Annotated in this window: 16 protein-coding genes and 1 pseudogene; 6 read left to right on the plus strand and 11 right to left on the minus strand. The window is 52.6% G+C overall.

Going from position 1 to position 25,048, the window contains the following annotated elements; all coding sequences use genetic code 11:
* Window positions 1-141: 141 nt before the first annotated feature.
* A complete protein-coding gene (ybiO, locus tag INT19_RS10685; RefSeq protein ID WP_193060705.1) occupies window positions 142-2,523 on the plus strand; it encodes a mechanosensitive channel protein in 2,382 nt (793 codons plus the stop codon).
* 111 nt (window positions 2,524-2,634) lie between these two features.
* On the opposite strand, the gene INT19_RS10690 is transcribed toward ybiO, so the two are convergent.
* Window positions 2,635-4,245, minus strand: a complete 1,611-nt coding sequence (locus tag INT19_RS10690; protein WP_089040319.1) for a BCCT family transporter — start codon at window positions 4,243-4,245, stop codon at window positions 2,635-2,637.
* Between the two features lie 285 nt (window positions 4,246-4,530).
* Complete coding sequence (locus tag INT19_RS10695; protein ID WP_193060706.1) at window positions 4,531-5,277, minus strand: SDR family oxidoreductase; 747 nt, start codon at window positions 5,275-5,277, stop codon at window positions 4,531-4,533.
* Between the two features lie 204 nt (window positions 5,278-5,481).
* On the opposite strand from INT19_RS10695, the gene folK reads away from it, so the two are divergent.
* Together folK and INT19_RS10705 are read left to right on the plus strand one after the other, a co-directional pair.
* Window positions 5,482-5,928, plus strand: a complete 447-nt coding sequence (gene folK, locus INT19_RS10700) for a 2-amino-4-hydroxy-6-hydroxymethyldihydropteridine diphosphokinase (protein WP_193060707.1) — start codon at window positions 5,482-5,484, stop codon at window positions 5,926-5,928.
* Between the two features lie 74 nt (window positions 5,929-6,002).
* The gene (locus tag INT19_RS10705) at window positions 6,003-6,824 is read left to right on the plus strand and encodes a flagellin N-terminal helical domain-containing protein (RefSeq protein ID WP_319022085.1); all 822 of its coding nucleotides are present in this window, start codon (window positions 6,003-6,005) and stop codon (window positions 6,822-6,824) included.
* A gap of 57 nt (window positions 6,825-6,881) precedes the next feature.
* Here INT19_RS10705 and INT19_RS10710 read toward each other — a convergent pair whose 3' ends face one another.
* Together INT19_RS10710 and INT19_RS10715 are read right to left on the minus strand one after the other, a co-directional pair.
* Window positions 6,882-8,435 carry a BCCT family transporter gene (locus INT19_RS10710; protein ID WP_193060709.1) on the minus strand — a complete coding sequence of 518 codons (1,554 nt, stop codon included), beginning with the start codon at window positions 8,433-8,435 and terminating at the stop codon, window positions 6,882-6,884.
* Window positions 8,436-8,784: 349 nt separating this feature from the next.
* Entirely contained in the window at window positions 8,785-9,528 is a 744-nt protein-coding gene (locus INT19_RS10715; protein WP_193060710.1) for a DUF481 domain-containing protein, read from the minus strand.
* Between the two features lie 208 nt (window positions 9,529-9,736).
* On the opposite strand from INT19_RS10715, the gene INT19_RS10720 reads away from it, so the two are divergent.
* Window positions 9,737-11,422, plus strand: a complete 1,686-nt coding sequence (locus tag INT19_RS10720; protein ID WP_193060711.1) for an ATP-binding protein — start codon at window positions 9,737-9,739, stop codon at window positions 11,420-11,422.
* A 33-nt stretch (window positions 11,423-11,455) separates the two neighbouring features.
* Entirely contained in the window at window positions 11,456-12,205 is a 750-nt protein-coding gene (locus INT19_RS10725; protein ID WP_193060712.1) for a response regulator, read from the plus strand.
* 127 nt (window positions 12,206-12,332) lie between these two features.
* Here the strand turns inward: INT19_RS10725 and INT19_RS10730 are convergent, their stop codons facing one another.
* From INT19_RS10730 to INT19_RS10750, 5 genes and pseudogenes are all read right to left on the minus strand, one after another.
* The gene (locus INT19_RS10730; protein ID WP_193060713.1) at window positions 12,333-13,733 is read right to left on the minus strand and encodes a sigma-54-dependent transcriptional regulator; all 1,401 of its coding nucleotides are present in this window, start codon (window positions 13,731-13,733) and stop codon (window positions 12,333-12,335) included.
* Window positions 13,734-13,744: 11 nt separating this feature from the next.
* Entirely contained in the window at window positions 13,745-15,190 is a 1,446-nt protein-coding gene (locus INT19_RS10735) for a sensor histidine kinase (protein WP_193060714.1), read from the minus strand.
* Between the two features lie 129 nt (window positions 15,191-15,319).
* Window positions 15,320-16,507 (minus strand): PQQ-dependent sugar dehydrogenase, encoded by a 1,188-nt coding sequence (locus INT19_RS10740; protein ID WP_442311424.1) that lies wholly within the window; start codon window positions 16,505-16,507, stop codon window positions 15,320-15,322.
* Between the two features lie 114 nt (window positions 16,508-16,621).
* The gene (locus INT19_RS10745) at window positions 16,622-17,497 is read right to left on the minus strand and encodes an AEC family transporter (RefSeq protein WP_193060715.1); all 876 of its coding nucleotides are present in this window, start codon (window positions 17,495-17,497) and stop codon (window positions 16,622-16,624) included.
* A gap of 69 nt (window positions 17,498-17,566) precedes the next feature.
* A pseudogene (locus INT19_RS10750) lies at window positions 17,567-18,489 on the minus strand (LysR family transcriptional regulator).
* 191 nt (window positions 18,490-18,680) lie between these two features.
* On the opposite strand from INT19_RS10750, the gene INT19_RS10755 reads away from it, so the two are divergent.
* Entirely contained in the window at window positions 18,681-20,639 is a 1,959-nt protein-coding gene (locus tag INT19_RS10755) for a ligand-gated channel protein (protein ID WP_193060716.1), read from the plus strand.
* Window positions 20,640-20,716: 77 nt separating this feature from the next.
* Here the strand turns inward: INT19_RS10755 and INT19_RS10760 are convergent, their stop codons facing one another.
* On the minus strand, window positions 20,717-23,872 hold the full coding sequence (locus tag INT19_RS10760; protein ID WP_193060717.1) for an efflux RND transporter permease subunit: 3,156 nt from the start codon (window positions 23,870-23,872) through the stop codon (window positions 20,717-20,719).
* The gene (locus tag INT19_RS10765) at window positions 23,872-24,957 is read right to left on the minus strand and encodes an efflux RND transporter periplasmic adaptor subunit (RefSeq protein ID WP_193060718.1); all 1,086 of its coding nucleotides are present in this window, start codon (window positions 24,955-24,957) and stop codon (window positions 23,872-23,874) included. Before INT19_RS10765 ends, INT19_RS10760 begins: the two co-directional genes overlap by 1 nt.
* Window positions 24,958-25,048: the final 91 nt, after the last annotated feature.

The following is a 25,048-nucleotide window of genomic DNA, read 5'->3' on the forward strand; positions in this document are numbered from 1 at the left end:
CCCTGTTTATCAATTATACAAATCTTGCACTCGCCGAGAGTGCAATATGAATAGCGTGCACTATGATGTGCATGAAACGATGTGCATAAAAGAGTTAGCAATGACATTGAGTGAAAGATTCATCCAAAGGGAGGTTTAGGTGTGACGCCATTACGTTTATTCCCCTGGCTAGGCGTCTGGTTATTGATGCTATTCGCCTTTCTGACAACGCCTGCACTCGCTCAAACGACGTTGAGTGCGGGAAGCGAAGACACCGCTAACGCAGAGGAGCAGCCCTCTTATTCGGCACTTGCCGATCTGCTGGAAGATGAGCAAGCGCGCCAAGAACTGATTGAGCTGCTGCGAAATCAAGCGTCAGTGTTACCCAATGAACTGACTAGTGAGTTATCACCGGAAGCAGCCGCCCAGGGGAGTGACCTTGCCCCTGAGGATGTATCACTGCCCCGTCAGCTTGCAGAGCTAACCAGTCGTGTGGTTGGTGATGTTGGCGGACAGATAGAGCAGGCAGTGGCCGTGGTGGGCGACCTATTTACCGGCCAAGGCGCTAGCTCGTTCGACATGGCCGCGTTTGTTAGTGCGGCAATTAATTTGGGTATCGTGATTGTTGCGACGTTCGCGATATTTTTGCTTTGCCGCCGTTTGGCTAAACCGTTATTTACTAAAATCAGCGGCTGGTCTCAGCAGGGCAGTGGTTTAACGCCCGTGCTGCGTTTGGTGTTATGTGTCGCTATTGCTGCCGTCGTAGATGTGTTGTTGGTTGCTTTTGCTTACGTTGGCGGTAACTTGGTGGCGGCGTTTGCGGTGGGGGAAACAGGCGAACTTTCTACCCGCGCTTCACTATTTCTAAACGCCTTCTTGGTGATTGAACTGCTGAAAGCCGGTATGCGTATGCTGTTCTCTTCACGCTATGAAGGGCTGCGCTTGTTACCTATTTCAGCAAAAGAAGCGTCCTACTGGAATCGCTGGTTAGCGCGTTTAATTGGCATGGTCGGCTATGGCTTGATGGTGGTCGTGCCGCTGGTTAATTTCTATATCGCGGCAACCCTAGGCCAAGCCGTCGGCACCTTTATTATGTTGCTGGCCTTCATCTACGCGGTTGGCGTCGTGCTTAAAAACCGTGTACGCCTGCGTGACAATCTTAACCAGATGGCAGCGCGAGCGACGATGACCGCTAGTCGCGTGTCGCTGCGCTTGTTTGCTCGAACCTGGCACTTGTTTGCGTTGCTCTACTTCCTGATGGTGTTTGTGCTTACCTTGTTACGCCCTGGGGATGCATTGCCGTTTGTGCTGTTTGCCACCTTGAAAACATTGGCCGCCGTGGTCATCGGGCTGTTGAGCTCGGCGTTCCTTACGCAAACGATTGGCCGGCGTATTCGGCTATCCGATGATCTGCGTCGCAAACTGCCGATGCTGGAAGTGCGCTTAAATAGCTATGTGCCCAATGCCCTGCGTGTGCTGCGTACCGTGCTATTAATAGCGGTCGTTATGGTCGTCTTGGATGCCTGGGGAGTGTTTAACCTAGCGGCATGGTACGCCTCCGAACGTGGCGCGAACCTCGTCGGGAAACTTACCAGCGTCGCCATAATCTTGATCGTTGCGTTCGGTGTGTGGCTGGGGCTAGCAAGCCTGATTGAGCATAAGCTCAACCCAGAAACCGGCCATGGCGAACCCTCTGCGCGTGCTAAAACGCTGTTGAGCCTGTTCCGTAATGCCTTAGTGATTGCCATGGTGACAATTACCGGCATGATCGTGTTGTCGGAAATAGGCATTAATATCGGGCCGCTCATTGCTGGTGCCGGTGTGCTGGGTTTAGCGATTGGTTTTGGTGCTCAAAAACTGGTTCAGGATGTTATTACCGGTATCTTTATTCAGGTAGAGAACGCCATGAACACCGGTGATGTGGTAACGGTAGGCGGTATCACTGGTACCGCTGAGCGATTAAGTATTCGTTCGGTAGGGATACGTGATTTGTCTGGCACTTATCATATCGTGCCGTTCTCCAGCGTTGATACTGTGTCGAACTATATGCGTGAGTACGGTAACCACGTCGGTGAATACGGTATCGGCTATAACGAGAGCATCGATGAAGCAATTGAGCAGCTGCAGTTGGCGTTCGAAGACCTGAAGGAGAGCGAGGAGCACAGCCATAAACTGCTGGCTGACCTGACAGTGGCAGGCGTTACCGCGTTGGCCGACAGCTCTGTCAATATTCGTGTGGTGATCAAGACGACGCCGGGCGATCAGTGGGGTGTTGGGCGTGCCTATAACCGTTTAGTGAAGTTGCGCTTTGATGCAGCAGGTATCGAGATTCCATTCCCGCATACCACGCTCTATTTTGGTGAAACGAAAGGTGGCAAAACACCGCCCGCCAATGTGCGCGTGTTGGACTCCACCGCTGAACGTAAAAAGGTAGAAACATCGCCAATCCATCAGGAAAGCGAACAGCTATCCAATCAGTCAGTTCAGGACACCAATGAGTCTGATCATCTAAAACCTGATCATGGTGATGTAGACGGTGTGTAATAGAATGCCGGTTATTGACAACGGCTAACTAAACAACAGTGCCGCCCAAAAGGGCGGCACTGTTGTTGAAACATCCGCTGTAATTCATATTCGTCAGAACGTTAGAACCCTTTATAGGTTATCCAGTTCGGGCGCTCCTTTGGGGCGTACGATTTTGATCTTCTCCTTCATCAGCGCCTTCATCAGTGCAAAGACCATGGCGAAGACCATGATAAAGATAGGCAGACCGATGACGGTAATCACTTGCTGTAGCGCTACTAGTCCCGCATCCCCTGCGAGTACGATCAGCATGGCTGCAACGGCACCTTCCGAGACGCCCCAGAATACCCGCTGATGAATTGGGCCGGGGTCCGTATCACCGGTACACAGTAGGTCGATGACCAGCGACGCGGAGTCCGACGAAGTAGCAAAGAAGATTGCCACGATAACGACGGCAAGCCCTTGAATCAGCGTAGCAGCGGGGAAGTTCTCAAAGAACGCAAACATTGCTAAGGGCACGCTCTCCATGACAGCGGCCGTCATCATACCGGCCTGGTCGCCCAGCTGTTCGCGAGCGGCCGCGCCGATACCATCGATTTCCATGGCCGACCAGCCAAAAATAGCAAACCACACCAGCGTAAACACAGAAGGTGCAAACAGCACACCAAGGACAAACTCACGGATGGTACGACCTTTGGAAATACGAGCAACAAACAAGCCGATAAAGGGAGACCACGTCACTGTCCAGGCCCAGTAAAAGACCGTCCAGTTACCCTGCCAGCCCCAGCTGCCTTCTTCACGGGTATATTGCGCTAGCGTGTCGTTCCAGAACGACAACGGCACGATGTTGGAAATATAAATGCCGAGCGTTTCGATAATGCCGCGCAGAAGAAAGACGGTCGAACCGGTAAACAAGACAAACAACATCAACCCTACGGCCATGCCGATATTGATGTTGGAAAGCAGCTTCACGCCTTTATCCAGCCCGCCTGCAATGGAGGCTACTGCGACTGCCGTTAACACGATGATGATAATGACTTTAGTGGTCACGCTATCAGCAACGCCAAAAAGTTCGCTTAGCCCTGCATTAATTTGAGAGGTACCTAGCCCGATAGAAACGGCCACCCCAAACAGCGTTCCGAGTACCGCAAAGATATCGATCGTTTTACCGATTGGGCCGTAGATACGCTCCTTGAGCAGCGGATAGAACACTGAGCTGACGCGTACAGGGAGGTCGTAGCGGTAAATAAAGTAGGCAAAGGCTAGCCCTGGCAGGGTGAAAATGGTCCAGGTATGCAAGCCCAAGTGGTAAAGCGAAAAGCCCATCGCTTCACGAGCGGCTTCTACCGTATGTGGCTCAATATCGCCATGAGGCGGGTTGGCAAAATGAAAGACCGGCTCGGCCACCCCCCAAAACATCAACACTGTGCCAATACCACCGGCAAACAGCATCGTGAACCAGGAAATATTGCCGTACTCCGGCCGATCGTCTTCGTCGCCCAAGCGAATATTGCCGTAACGGCTGAGTGCTATCCACAGTAGGAAAACCAGCCAGAAACTAACCCCAAAGATAAAGAACCAGCCAAGATTGGTAACCACCCAACTGCGGCCAGCAGCAAAAATGCTTCCGATCGTCTCGGGGGCAATAATGAGTGCGACAAGAAACAGCACCATCAAGCCAGCCGAAGTAAAAAAAATGGTGGGGTCCGTGCGCAGCCCCAGTCGTTGCGCGAGTTTTTCCATGAGAATTTCCTTTTTATTGTTGGAATAGTCGCCTAGATGGGTTGCATGCCAGCTGAAATAAGGCGACTTTCACGAGTCTACAGACAACTCTTCTGTCCATGGAAGGTGGGAAATGTGACCTTTGATTAAATCGTGCAGGGCTTAACGTACCGTCAACGAAAAGCTGCCGAATGACTTAATAAGCATCGGCAGCGTATGGCGTAAGAGGGCGTTAAAGACAGATTTTAAAGACAGGTTTTAAAGATAAGTTTTAAAGATAGATTTGAAAGATAGGTTGGAATGCTTTCAGCCTGGATAGTTTTCGGAATGTTGCCCTTCAAGGTTGATCGACTCACCCCCATCGACAAATAGAATTTGCCCAGCAACAAACTCATTGTCTAATAAATAGTGCAACGCTTGTACAAGGTGGGCGGGATCACCCTGGTGCTTAACGGGTATACCTTCAATTCGCCACTGAATATAGTCGCTGGTGCGTTGAGAAGCGGGCAGTACCACGCCGGGAGCAATACCATTAATACGCAGGCGTGGTGCAAACTCTAGCGCTGCCATACGCGTCATATCAGAAAGGCTCTTTTTCGATAATAGATACGCGGCATACGGGTACTGGTGATAGGCCACTTTATTATCAATAATATTAATGACCTGGCCTCTATCGACGGCGTCTGCAAAGTAACGTGTGAGCAGCAACGGTGTAAACATATTGACCCTAAACTGCGTTTCCAGCATGGCCATGTCGGTGCCTGAAATGGGAGCAGGTTCATATGCAGAGGCGCTATTAAGAAGCACATTTAAGTTTGGGAAGTGTTGTTTGGCGGCTGTCACAAGTTCTTCAAGAGAGTCGCTCAGGAAATTGCATGGCAGTATTTCGCAGCGCTGTCCTTTGGCGCGAATCGTCTTGGCAACGTCTTCGGCTTCACCCCGTGAGCTATTCACATGTAAGGCAATATCATAGCCCTTAGCCGCTAGGGCTTCGGCGAAATAGCGTCCCAAACGTGTTGCGCCGCCAGTGATCAGTGCAGCTGATGAACTCATGCAAGTTCCCCAAGTGGATTAACGTTAGCGTTGAGTATGACTTTCTGCGTGAGCGTAGCGTTTGTCAATATCTTGTACATAGCTTGAACAAAATAGCAGGCAAGCTAATCTTACGTATCATCAATATGACCTGACAGCCGCCTTCGAATTTTGACGCTAAGCGCCGGGTTTCTAAAGTAGGGTCTACAAGATTAGGATGCAGCTATGCCACTCTCATCGTTAAACACTACGCCAGATACGCCCCTCCATGAATGCTTAATCTCTCTCGGTACCAATATTGAGCCGGAACACCACTTTCACGAAGCACTGACTATTTTGCGCAGCGAGTGTGAGCTGATAGCCAGCTCAGAAGCGATTCGCACAACGCCGGTTGGCTACCAACACCAGCCGGACTTCCTGAATGCAGCCTTACTTGTGCGTACATCTCTTGATCACGACGCTTTTCGCGCTTACTTAAAAGAGGTGGAAAATCGTCTCGGACGTGTGCGAGGCCCGATTAAATCAGGGCCGAGAACCATGGACTTGGATATTGTGGCGTGGGATGGCGAAGTCATCGATGAGGGGTACTACCAGCATAGCTACGTGCGTCGCCCGGTAGATGAAGTGCTGGCTGCCAGCCGCCGGACACTTAAACAACGAGCATGCTCATGATTTTTGCGTTGCGGCCGATAATAGCAGTGTAGCCTCCTACTGTTGGGCAGGCTGACCTGCCTCGGAGACGAGCGTTGCTAAGCCTAAACACCAATCTGATGTCTCTTATCGTGCAGAATAATCTGCGTAGCAGTCAGCAATCGATGCAGACCGCTATGGAGCGTCTTTCTTCTGGGCTACGTATCAATAGTGCCAAGGATGACCCGGCAGGTCAGGCGATTGCCAATCGCATGGGGGCTCAGCTGCGTGGTATGGAGCAAGCCATTCGCAATACCAATGACGGCATTTCCATGGTGCAAACAGCAGAGGGTTCGCTCAATCAAATTAACGATAACTTGCAGCGTATTCGTGAATTGAGTGTTCAAGCGGCTAACGGCACTAATGCTCCCGATGATCTTGACTCAATTCAAAATGAGATCAATCAGCGCCTAGATGAGATTGATCGTCTTGCCGAACAGAGTAACTTCAACGGCATTGGCTTGTTTGATAGTAGCAAAGAGGTAAATATTCAGGTGGGTGCTAACGATGGCGATAGCATTGCGGTGCGCTTAGCAGCCATGAATAGGCAGGCATTGGGGCTGGAAAGCTTTAGTGTTTTAGATGATGGCAACGCAACGGATAACCCGCTTAAGGCGCTAGATGGCGCCATTAAACAGGTGGATCGCCAGCGGAGTTATTTAGGCGCGGTACAAAATCGCTTCGAAAGTGTGATCGATGGACTCAATACCAACATTATTAATACGTCTGCTGCTCAGTCGCGCATCCAAGACGCGGATTATGCCCGTGAAATTTCTAATCTAATTCACGCGCAAATTCTGCAGCAGGTCGGTATCGCTATTTTGGCTCAAGCCAACCAGCAGCCGCAGATGATTCTGCGCCTGCTGGAAGGTCTATAACATTAGGGCTATAACATCAGAGCTATAACATCAGGGCCGCATAAGGACTATCAACCGTTACTCGATAATGCCCTGTTCGCGCGCCATGGCATAGGCTGCCTGGGGGCCATTCCACAGCGATGGCAGTAAAATCAGTGAAACGGGAATCGCGGTAATCACGATAAATTGCTGTAAGGCACCAATTTGCCCTGCTCCCATATACAGCAGCACCGCCGCCATTAGCGCCATGGCAATCCCCCAGAAAGCACGTACGTATGGGCTTGGGTCATCATGGCCAGCCCCCACTACGGCAATGGCATAACTCATCGAATCACCTGTGGTGGCCACAAAAATTGTCGTCAATAACAAAATTGCCAGTGCCATCCAGGTGCCGCCGGGGAGCGCTTGGGCCACGGTAAGCGTCGCGACATCAAACTGGAAATTATTCAGTGCTTCTGTCAGATCAATGACGCCCGTGAGCTGATAATAAACGCCTGAGCCGCCCAGCAGAGTGAACCATACGGTCGTCGCAATCGGGGCGAGTACCGCCACGGCAAGAATCATTTCGCGAATACTGCGTCCGCGTGAAATACGTGCCACGAAAATCGCCATCAGCGGTGCATAGCCAATAAACCAGGCAAAGAAAAAGACGGTCCACCACTGCATCCACCAAGCGGGAGCGGTGTCGGCGGTCATGGTTGCCATGGTGAAAAAATTACTAATGTAAGCGCCCATGCTCGACATATAAGTGTTGACCAAAAACAGCGTAGGGCCAAACACGATGATCACCGCGCCAATGGCAAGTGCCAGCAGTACGTTAAAGCGGCTAAGTAGTTGAATGCCTCTATGAACACCGCTCATCGAAGAGAGCACGTAAATGCAACCTAGTACCGCAAGGATAATAAGCTGCCCGAGGTAGCCGTCGGGAAGACCGAACAGCTCATGCAAGCCAAAACTTACTTGAGTCGCTAGAAATCCGATGGGGCCGACAGTACCTGCTACCAACGCAATCACGCAGCAAGCGTCTAGCACGCTACCTAGCGGGCCACGCATAAGCCGCTCGCCAAAAACCGGGTAAAGCAGTGTGCGTGGTTGCAGTGGCTGGCCTTTCACATAGTGAGCGTGGGCAAGCACCACCGCGGTTAGCGAGCCAAGTACCGCCCAGGCCAAAAAGCCCCAGTGCATGAACGATTGGGCAAGGGCGCTTGAGACGGCTTCGGCGGTGCCCGCTTCGGTGTCAAAGGCAGGAGGCGTTACCACAAAATGATAGACCGGCTCTCCGGCGGCGAAGAAGACCCCACCTCCTGCCAGCAATGTGCACAGAATAATCGATAGCCACTTAAAGGTACTCATTTCTGGTGCATCAAGATTGCCAATCTTGGCTTTTGCCGCTGGCGTAACTGCTAGACCAATGGCAATAAAAAAAGTCAGTAACAGTAACAATTGAAAGTAGCTGCCTAGCACTAGGGCTGTCCAAGCAAAGCCGGCGCTGATTGAGTTGGCGACAAGATCAATGTCATAAAAGGAGAGGGCAAGAAACGCCACGATGAAACCGATGCTAAGCACCAGTACGATGGGATCGCCGAGGGAAAACCGCATAGTGCCCTCGCTTGTCTTGGCAGGGTGGTTCATTAAGAACACCTATGTTTAATCAGGAGTATGTTTAATCAGGGGATGGGTAAGCAGAGCATTGAGCTTAACTAAACCGTGCGTGAGTAGGCGTAATGCCTAAAAGCATCCGATTTTCGAAACAAAAAAAAGCGCCATTCAATGAATGGCGCGAGGACAGGAAACTGTGGACAGTATATCTTGTATATAGACCAAAGTCTAATGCTCGAGGAGGGTTGCATAAAAATAGTGCGAAAAATAAGCGAGATGCACCATGATGAATAGGTTAATGGCAGCCGCAATTGGTCGGCGTTTTTTGTAAACCACTGATAATAAAAAATATTTCTTTGTGTGACAGGAAAGCAGCGGCGCGCTACCAGTGATAGAGCAGTGATGCGCTGGTGGTGCTGTCAGTACGTTCGCTAGTATCCTCAGGCGGCTGCGAGTTGTGTTTGATTTCATGGGAAAGGCGTAGCGAAAGTCGTGAATTTAGTCGAGCCGTTAGTGCCGTTAATGAACGCGCTGTAGTGTTCTGACGGGTATATTCCACCGACATTTCTTGAACGATATCCGCATAATCTGAGAAGCCAAATTGATAGTCGAGTGCTGTATAAGCAACTGCCAATTGCTCATTATCAGCGCCGCGTAATCGGTCATTACGATAGCCAGGGCCTGCTTCTAACGATAGTGAATGTTGTTCACCCGCTAGCAATTGCCTCCCATAGCCACCAATGGCAGAAAGCTGCTGGTCGTAGCCGGCAAAGCGGTCTTTTTCCCAGCGGGCAAAGCCAAACAGATAGTGGGGGCCGCTAAAATCAAAACGCTCCCTGCCTGCTACTAAATATTGCTCAGCGCTGGTTTCTCCGTTTTTACTCACATTGCGGACTTCACCGCGCAGCGAATGAGTGAAATCCCCCGTCAGCCAAGTCAGCCGTGTCTTGCCGATCAATGTTTGGCTATTGGTGTTGCCGGAAAGGTGGGTAAAACCAAGTTCGGCATCGCCGCTAAACACCGGCGTATCATCTTGTGGCGGTGGTGGGGCGTAAAATGGATAAGCAGCGGCGGAAGTTGCCCATAGCGACAAGCTAGCTAATAAGACATTTCTTAATAAACTCAACAAGTAACTCCTCCTGAGTAGCGGTCTTTGTGAGCGGCTGCGATGTTGCAGGATGAGAGTTCGTCATGCACGCTTTAAAAGCGCTGAGTATATCGATAAAAACAAAATCAGTGGCTGCTAAATAAGTAAATAGTCGAAAAAGCGCAACGGCTAACGCCGCTTGGCGCTGCATGCCATAATGACGCTGTCGCGCCTAGTGAGTTCCTTTATGACCGCCCCACGCCCACGTACGTTGGCCGAATTACAGCGCTGGCGCCGTACTCGTGCCAAACGCCGCTGGTACAAGCGAAGTTTTCGCCTGCAAGTCATGCTGCTGGTCGGCTTTCTGCTGGCGGGTATGTTGCTAGCGCAAGGCACCTATCTGAACCACCGTAAAGCAGAAATTATCACCCACCAAATGGGCGAACGGGCATTGGCAGTGGCCAAAACCGTCGCGGGCATGCCGCAAATTGTTAATGCTTTCTCGACCCCCGACCCTTCGCTGATTATCCAGCCGCTTGCTGAACGCGTTCGCCATGAAACCGGTGCCCGTTATGTGGTGGTGGGGAATGCCCAGTCGATTCGCTACTCGCACCCCGTGCCTGAGCGTATTGGTCAGCCAATGGTGGGCGGGGATAACGATCAGGTGCTGATTTACGGTCAGTCATACGTATCGGAAGCTACCGGAACGTTAGGCACCGCCATGCGCGGCAAAACGCCTATCTGGGATGAAGAGGGTAATATCATCGGGGTAGTTTCGGTGGGCTTTATGCTAGAACGAGTCGATATGGATGTGGCTCGCTATACCAGCCTGGGGTGGGCGTTAGTGGCGCTGATGATTTTGCTAGGATTTGCCGGGGCCTATTGGCTGTCGCAGCACCTTAAAAAAGTCATCCTTGGTTTAGAACCTTATGAAATAGCCCGCTTGGCCATGGAAAAAGAGGCCATCTTGCAATCTATCCACGAAGGTATTCTGGCGGTTAACCGCGATGGCCAGATCACCTTAGTGAATCAGCAGGCCCGCCGTTTTCTAGGGCTATCGGATGAACAGGTCTTGCTGGGGCAACCAATTCGTGAGGTGGTGCCCAACTCGCGCTTGATCGAGGTGTTAAAGCACGGCGAGCAAGAGTTTGACCAGGAAATGTGGCTGGGCGACCATCCTGTGGTGGCTAATCGAGTGCCCATTCTGCACGAAGGAGAGATCGAAGGCGCCGTTGCGACATTTCGCAGTCGCCGGGAAATTATTGATCTTTCTCAGGCACTTACCCGGGCAAGCCGTGATGTGGATATGCTGCGTGCCCAGGCCCACGAGTTTTCCAACAAGCTATACACCATTTCTGGTCTCTTGCAGCTTAATCGCGTTGATGAGGCGCTAGCGTTGATTCATCATGAAACCGAACGTGCCCAGGCGCAAATGAGCTTTTTAATGCGTCACGTAGCTGACGCGGTACTCAGCGGCATCTTGTTGGGTAAATTGACGCGAGCAGGGGAGTTGGGAGTTGCGCTGGAAATTGATGAGCAGAGCTCGCTCTCTTGCCCACTGACGGTCACTGGGCAGGAGGTCATGATTAGCGTTGTGGGCAACTTATTAGATAACGCCTGTCATGCAGCGCTTAATGGTCCAAACAGTGACACACCGAAAGTTCGCCTGTTCTTTACGGATCTGGGCGAGCAGCTGTTGATTGAGGTAGAGGATAACGGCTCAGGTGTGCCCGGCGAGCATGCGGAGTCGATCTTTCAAGATGGGTTTTCTACCAAAACCGGTAAACATCGTGGCATTGGATTAGCACTGGTCGCGCGGTTGTGCCGTCAGCATGGCGGCGAGGTGACATTAGAAGAGAGCGAGCTAGGCGGCGCGTGCTTTATTGCCGTGCTGGATCGTTCGCTTTGCGACCAAGTCGCCACAACGCCTTAAATCATAATAACGACGCCAGGAAGAGGAAACACTATGTCTGCGGCGCAGTACGGTATTTTGGTCGTCGAAGACGATTTTCGCATTGCTGATATCCATAAGGCTTTTATTGAGCAGAGCGACGGCTTTTATGTGGTGGGGCTGGCACGTAACGGCAGTGAAGCAAAAGCCCTGATGGCCCAGCATGCTGATGCTGTTCAGCTCATCTTATTAGATGCTTACTTGCCTGATGTAGAGGGTCTGGAGCTGCTATGGGCGATTCGCCGCGACTATGTGCATGTGGATATCGTCATGGTGACAGCCGCCCGCGAAGTAGAAACCATCAGCGAAGCGTTGCGTGGTGGCGTCTTTGATTATCTGATTAAACCGATTGAAGCGGCGCGTATGACACAAATGCTGACACGTTTTCGTCGCGAGCGAGAGGCATTGGCGAACCGGGCTGAAATGAGTCAAGACGAGCTGGACCAAGTGCTTGCTCGCTTACAGCCAGGTGAATCTGCGCGGCAAGCTACGCGCACGCTGCCTAAGGGCATTGACCGTTTGACCCTGCGTCGTGTGGTGGAGTCGCTGGCAGCCGAACATGATTCCCAAACGGCGATGCAGGTAGCGCAGGCAATGGGCGCAAGCCGTTCAACAGCGCGGCGTTATTTGGAGTTTTTAGTGGCTGAACAAGCGGTTAATGCAGAAATTGGCTATGGCGATGTCGGTCGCCCTGAGCGGCGCTATCGGCTGCTTGAGTCTTCCTCAACATGGCTGGCCGCTTTGCTATATGGAGCTAGGGGGTAATGCCAGTCAGCCTTAACTGACTGGCATTAATCCAGCGTGTGCCCATGTTTGGCATGTGGTGTATAGCCTGTCGGCATATACACAGATAGCCGGTCTCACTGGTTAGTGGCCGGCAATTTGCGTTAATTTATTCCTCGTTATCTTCCAAACGACGATAAAGCGTTCGTCGAGCAATACCCAGCACTTCAGCCGTACGCCGTTTATTGCCGCCGGTGGCCTCTAACACTTTGCGTATGTAGCGCTTTTCTACTTCTTCGAGGCTGGGCCAGCGGGTAGGTGCAGGTGCTGGCACTTGAGTGCCAGGTAACACTTCACCAGTAAGTGTCGGCGTTATTTCCGAGCCGTTATGTTGGCTAGCCTGTTCGCGTAAACGCTCTGGCAAATCTTGGTGCTGCAGTATGCCTTCTTCGCTCAGCGTTACGGCTCGCATAATGGCGTTTTCCAGCTCGCGTACGTTGCCGGGGTAGGTGTAGTTCAACAGGCTATTTAGCGCTTCGGGCTCGATTTGTTCAATCTGCTTACTTTGCGCTTCGGCGTGTTTGTCGATTAATGCAAATACAAGATGCTCTATATCGGTGCCACGCTCACGCAGTGGAGGAATGCGCAGAGAGAACGTCTCAAGGCGATAGAACAAGTCACTGCGAAAGTTCTCTTGTTCGATCTCTTTTTCAAGATTGCGATGGGTTGCGGCAATGATGCGAACATCTACCGGCTCCTCACGCTCGCCGCCAACGGGTCGTACCGTCTTTTCTTGTAGCGCGCGCAGCAGTTTGGCTTGAAGATTAACCGGCATTTCGCCAATCTCATCCAAAAACAGGCTGCCGCCTTGAGCGCTATGAAACAGACCCCGGCGCGCTTCGTTAGCCCCGGTGAATGCCCCTTTTACATGGCCAAAAAATTCACTTTCCATTAGATCAGCAGGAATGCTGGCACAGTTAACAGGCACAAAGGGTGCTTCGTGGCGTTTGCTTTCTTGATGGATAGCGCGAGCTAATAGCTCTTTACCGGTACCGCTTTCGCCCAGAATCAAAATAGGCGCATCGCTTTTAGCCAGCCGAGATGCATCATGAAACAGAGACTGCATTGCTGAGCTTTTTCCGATAATGCCGTGAAACTGGCTCAACTCAGTATCGTGGGAGAGAGACAAGCGCTGGCGCTCTAGGACACGGAAGACTGCCTCGCGAATGGCATCTAAATCCAATGGTTTAGTTAGAAAGTCGTCGGCACCCAGCTTTAGCGCCTCGACGGCTTGGTCAATGGTGCCAAAGGCAGTGATGACAATAATGCCCAGCTCGCTGCCGCTTTGACGCAGTTGCTGAAGTAGCTGAATGCCGGTCATTCCTGGAAGACGTACATCCGTAATCATCATCGCCACAGCTGTATGGCTTAGTAGCGCCAAGGCGTCTTCGGCACTGGGAACGCCTAGCGTGTCATAGCCCGCGTCGTTGAGCTCTTCTTCTAATAACTCACGTATAGCGGCGTCATCTTCCACTACCAATAAAGGTAAAAGGTGTTCCTGATGGGTCACAAACGTTTTCCTCAAGCGGATGCGGTTTCACTAAGGGGGAGCGTAATCTCGAATCCAGCGCCGCCAAGGCCGCTATCAAATACGCCAATCGTCCCGCCGTGGTCGTTAATAATGCGATGCACCATGGAGAGCCCTAAGCCACTGCCTTGGCCCACCGGTTTGGTTGTAAAGAAAGGATCAAATACTTGCTGATGATGCGATGCTGGAATGCCCGGCCCGTCATCTTCCACCCAGAGCGTTAACTCTTCAGTGTATTGCTTGGCGCTAAGGCGTATACAGCTAACGTCTGGTGCTTGCGCTGCGTTGCGTAATAGATTGGTGAGTACTTGCACAATTTGCTGCCCATTGACCAATAGATGGGGGGTAGGTGAGGGAAGATCAATATCCAAGTGAATATTTCGTGGCTCCAGCTCCTCTTCCACTAACTCACTGGCACTCAGAATAAGCTGATCCAACGCTTGCGTGTCTTTCTCTACGTTATGTTGTCGGCCTAGCTCCATTAATTGGCGGACAATTTGAACAATTCTTTCGACTTCGCCTCGGATACGGCCTAATCGTGCACGTTCGTCATCGCCAATGGTGTCCCTGCGGGCTAAGCGCTGGGCTTGGCCATTGATGACGGTTAATGGCGCGCCAATTTCATGGGCGACACCGGCCGCCAAAACGCCTAACTCCGCCAGCTTTTTAGATTTGCGCAGGCGCTTTTCTAATTCGATTTCGCGCTGCCGACGGGCATCAATATCGCGATCTTTTTCTGCCATGGCATCTAGCATGCCGTTCAAGCCTGATGCTAAGCGGCGATATTCCGTCGGACCATCTACCGTAGCCCGTTGGCTGCGGTCGCCATCTTCCACAAGTAACATCACGTGCAAAAGACGGTTGAGCGGTCGTTCTATATAGTGCCTAAAGCCCCACCAAATGCTAAAAACAATACCGGCCGCTCCGATCACGAACACCAGAACTGCCACAATGCTGATAAAACCCGTGTAGTTTTCGATGCCGGTGTTAAGTCGGTTTACTTGCAGAACACCTTTCACCATGCCGTTTTGCGCCCGCAGCGGAATCAATGCTGAGTAGTACGTCCAGCCTTCCTGCTGGCGGTAATTGCTGTACAGATCATCTTGTTTGATAACCTGCTGAATTTCATCCGGCGAAAACAGGTCCTTGCCCAGACCAAGGCCATAAACTTCCCGGCCTTGGGTGTCGAACACATAAGCACCATAGATACGGTGGAAGGAAAAAGCGGATTGCAACGCTTCTCCTAGTGGGGTGTCGCTATCACGAGTGACGGCGTAACTCAGTGATGTGCCCAGTGCACGGGTGATAATCTCAACTTCGGTTTGCAGCTTGGAGCGCACGTTATCTTCTAGCGACTTGATAGCCACTAGGCTAAAAACCACTAGAATGACAAACAGTGGCACGATGACTGTCAAAATAATTAAATTACGTAGTCGCATCAGGTATCCGTGATGAGTACCGGCTGTTCAGCAGTGAGCAGCATTGGCAGCGTGCATAGACAGTATAAATAAATAGACAGTATCAATAGGCAGTATAAAGAGTCGCGGTTCAGATAACGTTAGTGTGGGTTAATTAACCACCTGCAAACGGTAAAGGCTGCCCTGATCACCATCGGTTAGCAAATAAATGGCGTCGTTGGGACCTTGGCGCACATCGCGAATGCGGCCAATGTGGCCGTCAAGAATAACCTCTTCATCCACCACGTTGCCGTTTTCCAACTGCAGACGCAGTAATGTTTCGCTGGCTAAACCGCCAGCTAATAGCTGCCCCTGCCAGTCACCAAACGCGCTGCTGGTGACTTCGGTAAGACCCGAAGGCGCAAAACGGCCTTCAAAGCGGTAAACCGAGTCGACCATGCCGGGCTTCGATTCGACGCCAATCGGCTCATTAGTCCGATAATCATTTCCCAGGCTAACCTCTGGCCAGCCATAATTACTGCCTGCTTTGATGTGATTAAGCTCATCGCCTGTGCGCGGGCCATGTTCGGTCGCCCAGGGTTCACCATTGCTAAGTACCGTCAACCCTTGAATGTTGCGATTGCCCGTGGAGTAAATTTCATCCAAGGTGCTATCGGCGCCCACGAAAGGGTTATCGTCAGGAACACCGCCCGTATCCGTTAGGCGCAGCGTGGAGCCTGCATGATCATCGCTTGCTTGGGCTCGGGATGGGTTAGCGCCGCGGTCTCCAATACTCATTAATAGTGTGCCGTTTGCTAGCCACGCCAAACGCGAGCCGTAATGACGGCCGGGTGAAGAAGCGCGATCTTGTTCAAAAAGGTGCTCGATCTCACCGAGTGAATTCCCTTGCCACTTAACCCGTGATAGTGCTGAGCGACTGTTATTGCCGTCGGGTTTGCTCCAGGTGAAATAAATCCAGTCATGTTCACCGTCACCAAAGGAAGGGTGCAAGGTGATATCGAGAAGCCCACCTTGCCCCTGGTGACTGATCGTGGGCATTCCTTCGAGCGTTTGCTGGTTACCTGCCTGATCTACCAGGGTGAGTTGACCACGGCGTTCGCTGACTAAAAAACGCCCGTCAGGCAAAAAAGCCACTGCCCAGGGGCTGTTCAACCCACTCGCCACACGTTCAAGTGACAAGGTCATTTGATCGGTTTCGATCGCGTCGTGAACCATTTCTGCTTGAGCATTGCTAACAGTGCCCGCCAACATTAACCCGCCAAGAGCTGTTAGAAACCAACGATGAGAAGGCGTCGTTAACACTGCTTGGCGTGCTTGTGATTGAGGTTGGCACATCATGCTCACTCCTGTCGTCGGGGCCTTCGATGATCATGTTCCATGCCTAGCAGTGACTACTTAAAGCGAGCGGGGTTCCCTGTGTTGCCATATATCCGGCGGGCTATATCAAAAACGCTACATCAGAAATGCCAGCAGTATCGGTAAATACACCAGGGCAAGCAGTGTAGAGCAAAAAACGAGGCTGGCGACATAGGCCGGTTCGCGCTGGGCACGCTGGGCGAACAAGTAGTTGAACACTGCCACAGGCATGCACATTTGCAGCACCAGAATGCTTTGTGCCAGAGGGGGCAGGCCAACCCAACCCGCAATTAGCCACGCTGCCCCAGCAGCAAGAGGGATACGTACTAGGCTAAAACCGATGCCGGAACGCAGGCTTTTTACCTGGATGCTGGCTAGGGAAACACCGAGCGTGATCAACATAAGTGGTACGGTGAAACCAGACATCAAGTCGACCGTATTGGCTAACCAAGGGGGCAGTGATGTGTCGGTTAACAGCAATGCCATCGAAATTAAAATGGCATAGACGGTGGGCGTTTTAAGCAGCGTTTTAGTCGGGCTTCCGTTGCTGTTGAGAACAGCCCCTAAGGTGAACTGAAAGAGCGAGACCGTCACCATCACCGTAATACCATAGGCAAACCCTGCGCTGCCAAAGGCATACAGAACAACAGGGAGTCCCATATTGCCGGTGTTGGGATACATCATCGGGGCGAGCAATACGCGCCAACTGCGGCGCAACAGTTTGGCGACCACAAAGCTCGCTGCGCCCATGATGAGAATCACCAGCGTCGTGGCAAGCATCATCTGTCCAAAGCTATTGGCATCAATATTAGCCCCAGAAAGTGAGGCAAGCACCAGCGCGGGTGTACCGATGTTAAACACCAAACGAGTAATGAAATCGACGGGGTAGGGATGCCCTAAGCGTACCCACAGATATCCCAGCCCAGCACCGGCGAGTACCGGCGCCATCACAGCAAAAAGTTCGGCGAGCATTACCATTCCTTGACGATGATTAGCGACTCATTGTCGTTAATTAGGCCGCTAACTGGCAAGGTGAATTGGTTATTCAGCGCTAGTGGTGGAGTGATTGGATTGCCAGGCAGCAGGAACTTGCTCGCGTAAAAACTCGAGCAGTGCGTTAACTCGGCGCGAATGGTGGCCATAAGCGTACAGCATGGTGATTGGCAGCGGGGCGGGTTCCCAGCCGTGCAAGCAGCTGACTAAATCACCGGGATGATGCTTCTCGCGTTTTTCAACCACCCAGTGGGGCAACAGCCCGATGCCTTGACCATAAGCAATGGCATCAATTTGAAGCACGGTTAGATCGACGCGCAGCCGCGAGCGGGGGCATTAAACAGAAAGTCGTCGTGATGAGCATGGTGGAACAGCAGGCCGCTAGAAGCACTATCGAGTAAATCAATCCACGCGTGTGATTCTAGCTCGCTTGGATGCTGAGGGTAACCAGCGTTGGCAAGATAGCTGGGGTTGGCATAAAGGCCGCGAGTCAAGTGCCCTAAGCGCTCCTGATTGAGACCGCATTCGTGCGTTGCCCCTAGCCAGATGTGCACACTGTTACTGTGCATTTTAGTGGGCGGAGATTCTCGCGTGTGGAGGGTTAATTCCACCTTAGGATAGCGGGTTAAAAATGCATCAACGACGCCTGCCATCCAGCCTCGTGCTAATGCCCCGTGAACTTCCAGTGTTACTTTTCCGCTGATTTCCTCACGCAGTTCTGCCAGCGCTTCTTGGCTATGTGCCGCCATCGCTAGCAGTTCTGTGCAGTAGTTATGAAATAGCAGACCCGCTTCCGTAGGAATCAGCCGGTTGGCTTGCCGCCTGAGCAGTGGCTGACCCAATCTTGCTTCTAACTGACTAATGCGGCGACTCAGTGTCGATTTAGCAAGTCCTAGCTTTTGTGCGCTGCGCGTTAGGCTACCGGTAGTCATCACATCGGCAAAGGCGGCGAGTTCATCAAAATCGTACATGGTCGGGGCCACTGGGCAACAATTGAAACGCTATTGTGCCATTTAATGATGTTAATGAAAATAATTGGCATTTGTGTTCCGAATGGCTGAACGCACTGTGCGACCTCTTTGTGTAAGAATTATGCAAAAATGCGAATATTAATGATTCGTATTTGATTGCGAGTGCTCTTTCACATTAAAGGAACCCTGCTATGTCTTCTCGTTTGCGTCGCACGCTATTGGCCGGTGCCATCTCTTCATTGGCCAGTAGCGCCGTGTTGGCACAAGAAACACCTCGGCTAGATGATGTTGTGGTTACCGCATCGGGGTTTGAACAGCAAATTACCAGTGCGCCTGCTTCTATTAGTGTTATTTCTCGGGAAGAGCTTGAGCGTGGACACTATCAAAATATCACCGACGCGCTGCGTGATGTGCCGGGTGTGGTTGTTACCGGTGGCGGCGCAGGTGACCGTGGCAATGATATTTCACTTCGTGGCATGCCCTCCCAGTACACCTTAATTTTGGTGGATGGACGTCCGCAAAATTCCCGGGAATCACGCCCGAATGGTAGCGCTGGGTTCGAGCAGGACTGGCTCCCGCCACTCCAAGCGATTGAGCGTATTGAGGTAGTGCGTGGGCCAATGTCGACACTATACGGTTCAGACGCTATCGGTGGTGTGATCAACGTGATTACCCGTAAGGTGGCCGATGAATGGCACGGTAACGTGCAGCTCGACACGGTGCTACAAGAGAACAGCAATTCTGGAGACAGCCGCCAAGCGAATTTCTACCTAAGCGGGCCGTTAGTGGGTGACCGATTAGGTCTGCAGCTTTATGGGCGTGCGTCTGAGCGGGATGAAGATGATATTTTGAATGGCTACGAAGAGAAAAGCCTGCAAAGTCTTACCGCGCGGCTGAACTTCGCGGCGAATGATAATCACGACTTCACCGCCGAAGCCGGCGTTACCGAACAGGATCGCCACTCGCGGATGGGGCGTTCTGGCGCTGCTGAGGGTTGCCGAGGTGGTTGCACCGACAGTATCGGCGAATACACCAATACTCACGTTGCCGTTACCCACAGTGGCCGCTTTGACTGGGGCACCAGCGAGACCTTTGTACAGCGTGAGCGTAGCGACAACAAATCCCGCGATATCGAAATTACCAATACTACCGCTAAAACCAGCGCGGTGATCCCACTAGGCATGCACCTAGTGACTGTTGGCGCGAGCTACGAAGAGGAATCGCTGAACGATACCACCACCAACAAGATATCTGACCGGACTGAAATCGAAAATAGCCAGCGGGCGCTATTTGTAGAAGATGAGTGGATGTTGACCGACACCTGGGCGTTGACCGGTGGTTTACGCGTCGATGACGACGATAACTTCGGCAGCCACGTCAGCCCGCGCCTGTACAGCGTTTGGAATGTGACACCTGACTGGACGCTTAAAGGGGGCGTTTCAACCGGTTATCGCTCGCCAAGCCTACGCGAAATCACTCCCGATTGGGGGCAGGTCAGCCGCGGTGGCAATATTTACGGTAACCCGGACCTTAAACCTGAAACGTCGCTTAACAAAGAGATTGCACTGCTCTACGCCAATGATGCAGGGCTAAGCGGCAGTTTGACGCTGTTCCACAACGACTTTGACGATAAAATTACGCGTATTGCTTGCCCTGTTGATATCTGTACCGATGGCCGTAATGATTTTGGCAGCGACCCTACTTATCGCGTCAACGTGGATGAGGCGATTACGCAAGGGGTGGAGGCCAGTCTGGCAGCGCCGTTGACAGATGCAGTCTCGTTAACGGCTAGCTATACCTTCACTGACTCCGAACAAAAAAGTGGCCAATATGCTGGTGAGCCTTTGACGCAGCTACCGCGCCATCAGGTCTCGGCTACGCTTGACTGGCAGGTCAACTCGCGACTCAACCAATGGACAAAAGTGAGCTACCGTGGAGAGGAGAGCCAGCCCACTACCGGCCCATCAAGTAGCTCAGTGGTGGCACCTTCCTACACCTTTGTTGATGCAGGAATGGGCTACAAGCTTAACGATAGCACCACGGTGAACGCGGGTATCTACAACCTATTTGATGAGCGCATTACTTACGAAGAGTACGGCTACGTGGACGACGGTCGCCGTGTTTGGTTGGGACTGAATGTCGCGTTCTAGTACCTGTTTAGCCATGCTATTAAACATTGCGGCCACCTTATTAGGTGGCCGCGTTTTTGAGTGAACCACGTATTTATTTACGGATGTTGGGCTTGGGCAGGCTGCGTATTGCGTTTGCTAAGCTGCAGTACGCTTATCATCAATGCTGGCAGGAACGTCACCGTCACGATGGAAGCTCCCAGCAAGCCAAATAAGACAATCGCCCCTACACCACGGTAAAGCTCGGTGCCTTCGCCGGGTAAAAATACCAGCGGTGAAAGCCCGCACAGAGTTGTCAGCGTGGTAATCGCAATTGGGCGCAGGCGGGTTTGTACCGCCTGAGACACTGCTTCCTGAACAGATAGTTGCTTATCGTGTAGTCGCCGCCGTGCCTGGTCGACAACCAGGATGGGGTTATTCACCACGGTTCCCATTAATATCAAAAAGCCCAGCATAGTAATCATATCGAAGGGCTGAGTGAGTGGAGCGATGCCAATGAGTGGCAGTAGGCTGCCCACTGTATTCATGGCTGCCAGACCCATAATGCCACCCACCACGCCCAACGGAATTGAGGTAAGGATCAGCAGCGGGTACCCCCAGTGAGAAAAAATCGCTACCAGTAGCAAATAGACAATCACAATGGCAATCAAGAAGTTGCTCATTAATGCTTCCCGCGTGGCATTTAACTGATCACTCGCTCCCGAAATCGAAATATCCACCGCCGATGGTAGTACCCCTTCATGGCGAAGCCGCTCCAGCATCCTCTCTGCCTGTTCAACTCCTGCTTCCAGGGCAATGCTGGGTGGCGGAATGACATTGAGGGTTACCGTCCGGCTGCTATCGACCCGACGAATAACACTGGTGTCCATAGTTTCATCAATGCTGGCGACTGCAGAGAGCGGTAGCGTCGCGCCGCTGGGGGTATGCAACAGAAGGTTGGGTAGCTGGTCCAGAGGTAGCGACAGCTGGGGGCCATAAAGATAAATATCGATCTTCTCGTCATCGAGAAAGAAGTCATCCACATAGGCACCTTCGGTGAGTGCGGCGACTGAAAAGCCGACATCTCCTGCCGCTAAGCCAAGTGCTGACGTCTGCGCCCAATCTGGGCGAATTTGAATCAGCGGCTGATCCAACGACAGCGAAGAGGGCTGGCTCTGAATGCGCGGATTGCCAAACTCATTACGGGCTTCTCGGTAGAGGTTATTGGCGGCTTCATAAACGGTCGCCAAATCCGGGCCGGCGATATCCAGGTTGATACTCCGCGTGCCGCCATCATTACTGGAGATGATCGAGCCTTTCGAGGCAAATGCGCGCATTCCTGGAAAGCGCTCGTAGTAGCTGGTAAGTGCGTCCATTAACGCTTCGATATCACCAGGGTCAGCTGCTTCGGCGACGATAAACAGCCGCGTAGGGGCGACTCGCATGTTCATATAAGCCAGCGGCGGCACCTCAGTGTCGCCCGCTAAAAAAGCCGCTGGGTCAGCGTCTACATGGGGTAAAAAGTAATCCTCTACTTGCGCGGCGATTCCCGCCATCTCCTGCAGGCTATAGCCAGGCGGTGGGCTCATCACCGCAAAGGTTTTAGGTTCCTCGCCTTCGGGTAAGTACTCGGCGGGCGGAGTGAGTACAACGATAGTCCAGCCGCTGATCACTAGCGTGGTTACCAGGATCGCTCCGCGCCGAAAAGGGGTGGCAATCAATCGATTAAGCCGCTCCCCAGCCCACGAAGGGCGTGAGGCCGCGGGGTTATCCTCATGCTCGTTGCGCATCGAAAAATTGAAGCGCGAACAGAGTGACGGCACCAGGGTAACTGCCACCAGCATTGAGGCAAAAATAGCGGCAGAAACGGCAATGGCTACGTCAGAGTACAGTTGCCCAGCTTCTTCTTCGATAAACAGAATCGGTAAGAACACCAAGATGGTGGTGGTCGTCGATGCCAGCGTCGCGGGCCATACTTCCTGCACGCCGCGTAGCGCCGACTCAATACGATCGAGTCCTAAACGACGGTATCGCTCAATATTTTCCAACACCACAATGCTGTTATCGACGCTCATGCCAATGGCAAAGGCAATGCCTGCCATGGAAATCACGTTAATCGTGCGCCCCATGAGCATCAGCCCTAAAAAAGCAGCAATGGTGCAGAAGGGGATGCCAATAACGCCAATAAAGGTGGCGCGAGCGGAGCGCAAAAACAGATACATCACCAACGTTGCAAAGGCCGCCCCGAGTAGCAGATTGCTCCATACATTACTGACCGAGGCTTCCACATAGCGCACATCATCGGCAGTCAGCACCATTTCCATACCCGCCGGGCGCAGAATGCTGTCGTTAATGGCCGCTATTTCTTCTTCAATGGCATATTTGATATCGATGACGTTGGCACCGCTTTCCCGCCGCAGGTCCATACCAATGCCCGGTTGGCCGTTATAAAACGATAGCTGGCTTAAGCGCGATTGCCCCTGGCGGACCTCGGCAACGTCGGCAAGCCGCACGATGCTATCGCCTTGACGAGCGACAACCAGCTGCGCCAGTGCCTCAGCATCATCAAAGCGGCCCAGCGTGCGAATCAGGTAGCGGCGTTTACCGGCTTCTAATTCGCCACCGGATATATCCCGGTTACGCTGGGTGATGGCGTCGCGTAGCTCGGTAAGTGCGACCCCGCGCTGGGCTAGCGCACCAGGATCGACCAAAATTTGTAGCTGCCGCTGAGCGCCGCCATTGACGCCGACTTCCGACACGCCTTTGACGCTTTCCATGCGAGGCCGCACACGGTCGTCGATAAAGTCGCTCATCAGTTGGATATCTAACGCCTTAGGGTTGCCGGGTAGCGTACCCACGTGAAAGCGTAAAAACGCGTCTGTTGAAAAGGCGGCAGAAACAATCCGTGGCTGGTCCACATTGGTGGGATATGACGATACTTGGCTGAGCGCGTTATTTACTTGAATCAGCGCTGCCGTCATATCCACGCTAAACGGGAATTCAAGCTCAATTTCAGCGCTGCCGCTTTCGGCCATCGCCGTCATGCGGGTAAGATTTGGCACATTGCGCAGGTACTGCTCCTGCTCAATGAGGATCTCTTTTTCGATATCCTGAGGTGTCGCTCCCGCCCAGCGCGTCTCGACCGTTATTGTGCGGGCTTCAATGTCGGGAATCATCTGAACGGGGATGCGCAGCGTGGCGGCAATGCCCAGCAGCAGGAAAATTAGCGCGATAACAGTGACCAGCGTTTGCTGGCGCAGTAGGGCTGCAAACATTACTCGCTCCCCGCTGCGATATCCTCAACACTGACACCTTCGACCAGCGATTCATTACCACGAATGACGACTTGCTCATCACCAGAGAGGCCCTCGACAATTTCCACGCGGTCGGCAAAGTTAATACCCAACTCCACGCGTTGCTCAGTAACCTGATAAGTGTTGTTTTCGTTAGGTGTGGCGACCCACACGGTGATTCGCCCGTCTGGGTAGCGGCTTAACGCATCGCGGGGAACCGTCAGCCCATCGCTGCCGGTCGACGCCCGCAGCACGGCATCCACTGCATTACCTGGGTACAGTGAAGCTGCTTCGGGCACATGGGCGCGTAATAGAAATGTGCGGGCGCTGGGGTCACTGATCGGCACTAGGGTGGCGATAGTGGTCTCGTGGGTTTGTTGCCCCGCACGTAGAGTGATAAACGCTTCGTCTTGAACGGCGGCATAAAAGGCTTCGGGCACCTGAAAATCAGCGCGCAGTTCATCAAGGTTAACGAGTCGCGCAACGCTATCTCCTGGCGTGACCCACTCACCGAGATTGACGCTGCGAGCGCTGACAACGCCATCAAAAGGGGCGTTAATTGCATGGCGAGCCAGTAGGGCGTTTAAGCGCGCTTGCTCCGCCGTTAAACGCGAGCGTGCGGCGCGGGCCACGTTAACGGCACTACGGCGGGCGCTAGCTTCAGTCGCTGCGATGTTACGCCCTACGCCCACCGATTCCGCTTCTCGCAGTAGTCGTTCTGCTTCCGCCAGCGTGGCCTGGGCCTCCTGTTCTGCGGCAACCGCCGCTGCTACGTCAAAACGAGCCAGGTCGTCATCCAGCGCGATTAGCGTGTCTCCCTTGGCGACGTGGTCGCCAGGATTAACCGCTACCTGAATAATAAGCCCTGCTACTGATGCTGAGAGTAGGGCATCTTCCAGGGAGTTTACGGTGCCGACCAGGTTTGTTTCGGTATAAATTGGCTCGCGGTTGACGGGCGCCAGCTCAACCCTGGGGGCTGATTGCGCTAATGAAGCGCTAGAGAGCATTAGGCCGCAGAGCAACAGTAGAACCAAGGCAAGATAGCGGACGAGCGGGTGCGCGGTCATGGCAGACAGTTCCCTAATCAACATCGAATTCGCGGTTAAGCGGGCGTAAAAAAAAGCCCTGGCGCATGGCCAGGGCAATAAGTCAGCATTG

Source organism: Halomonas sp. 3A7M, from assembly GCF_014897875.1.
Taxonomy (GTDB): domain Bacteria; phylum Pseudomonadota; class Gammaproteobacteria; order Pseudomonadales; family Halomonadaceae; genus Vreelandella.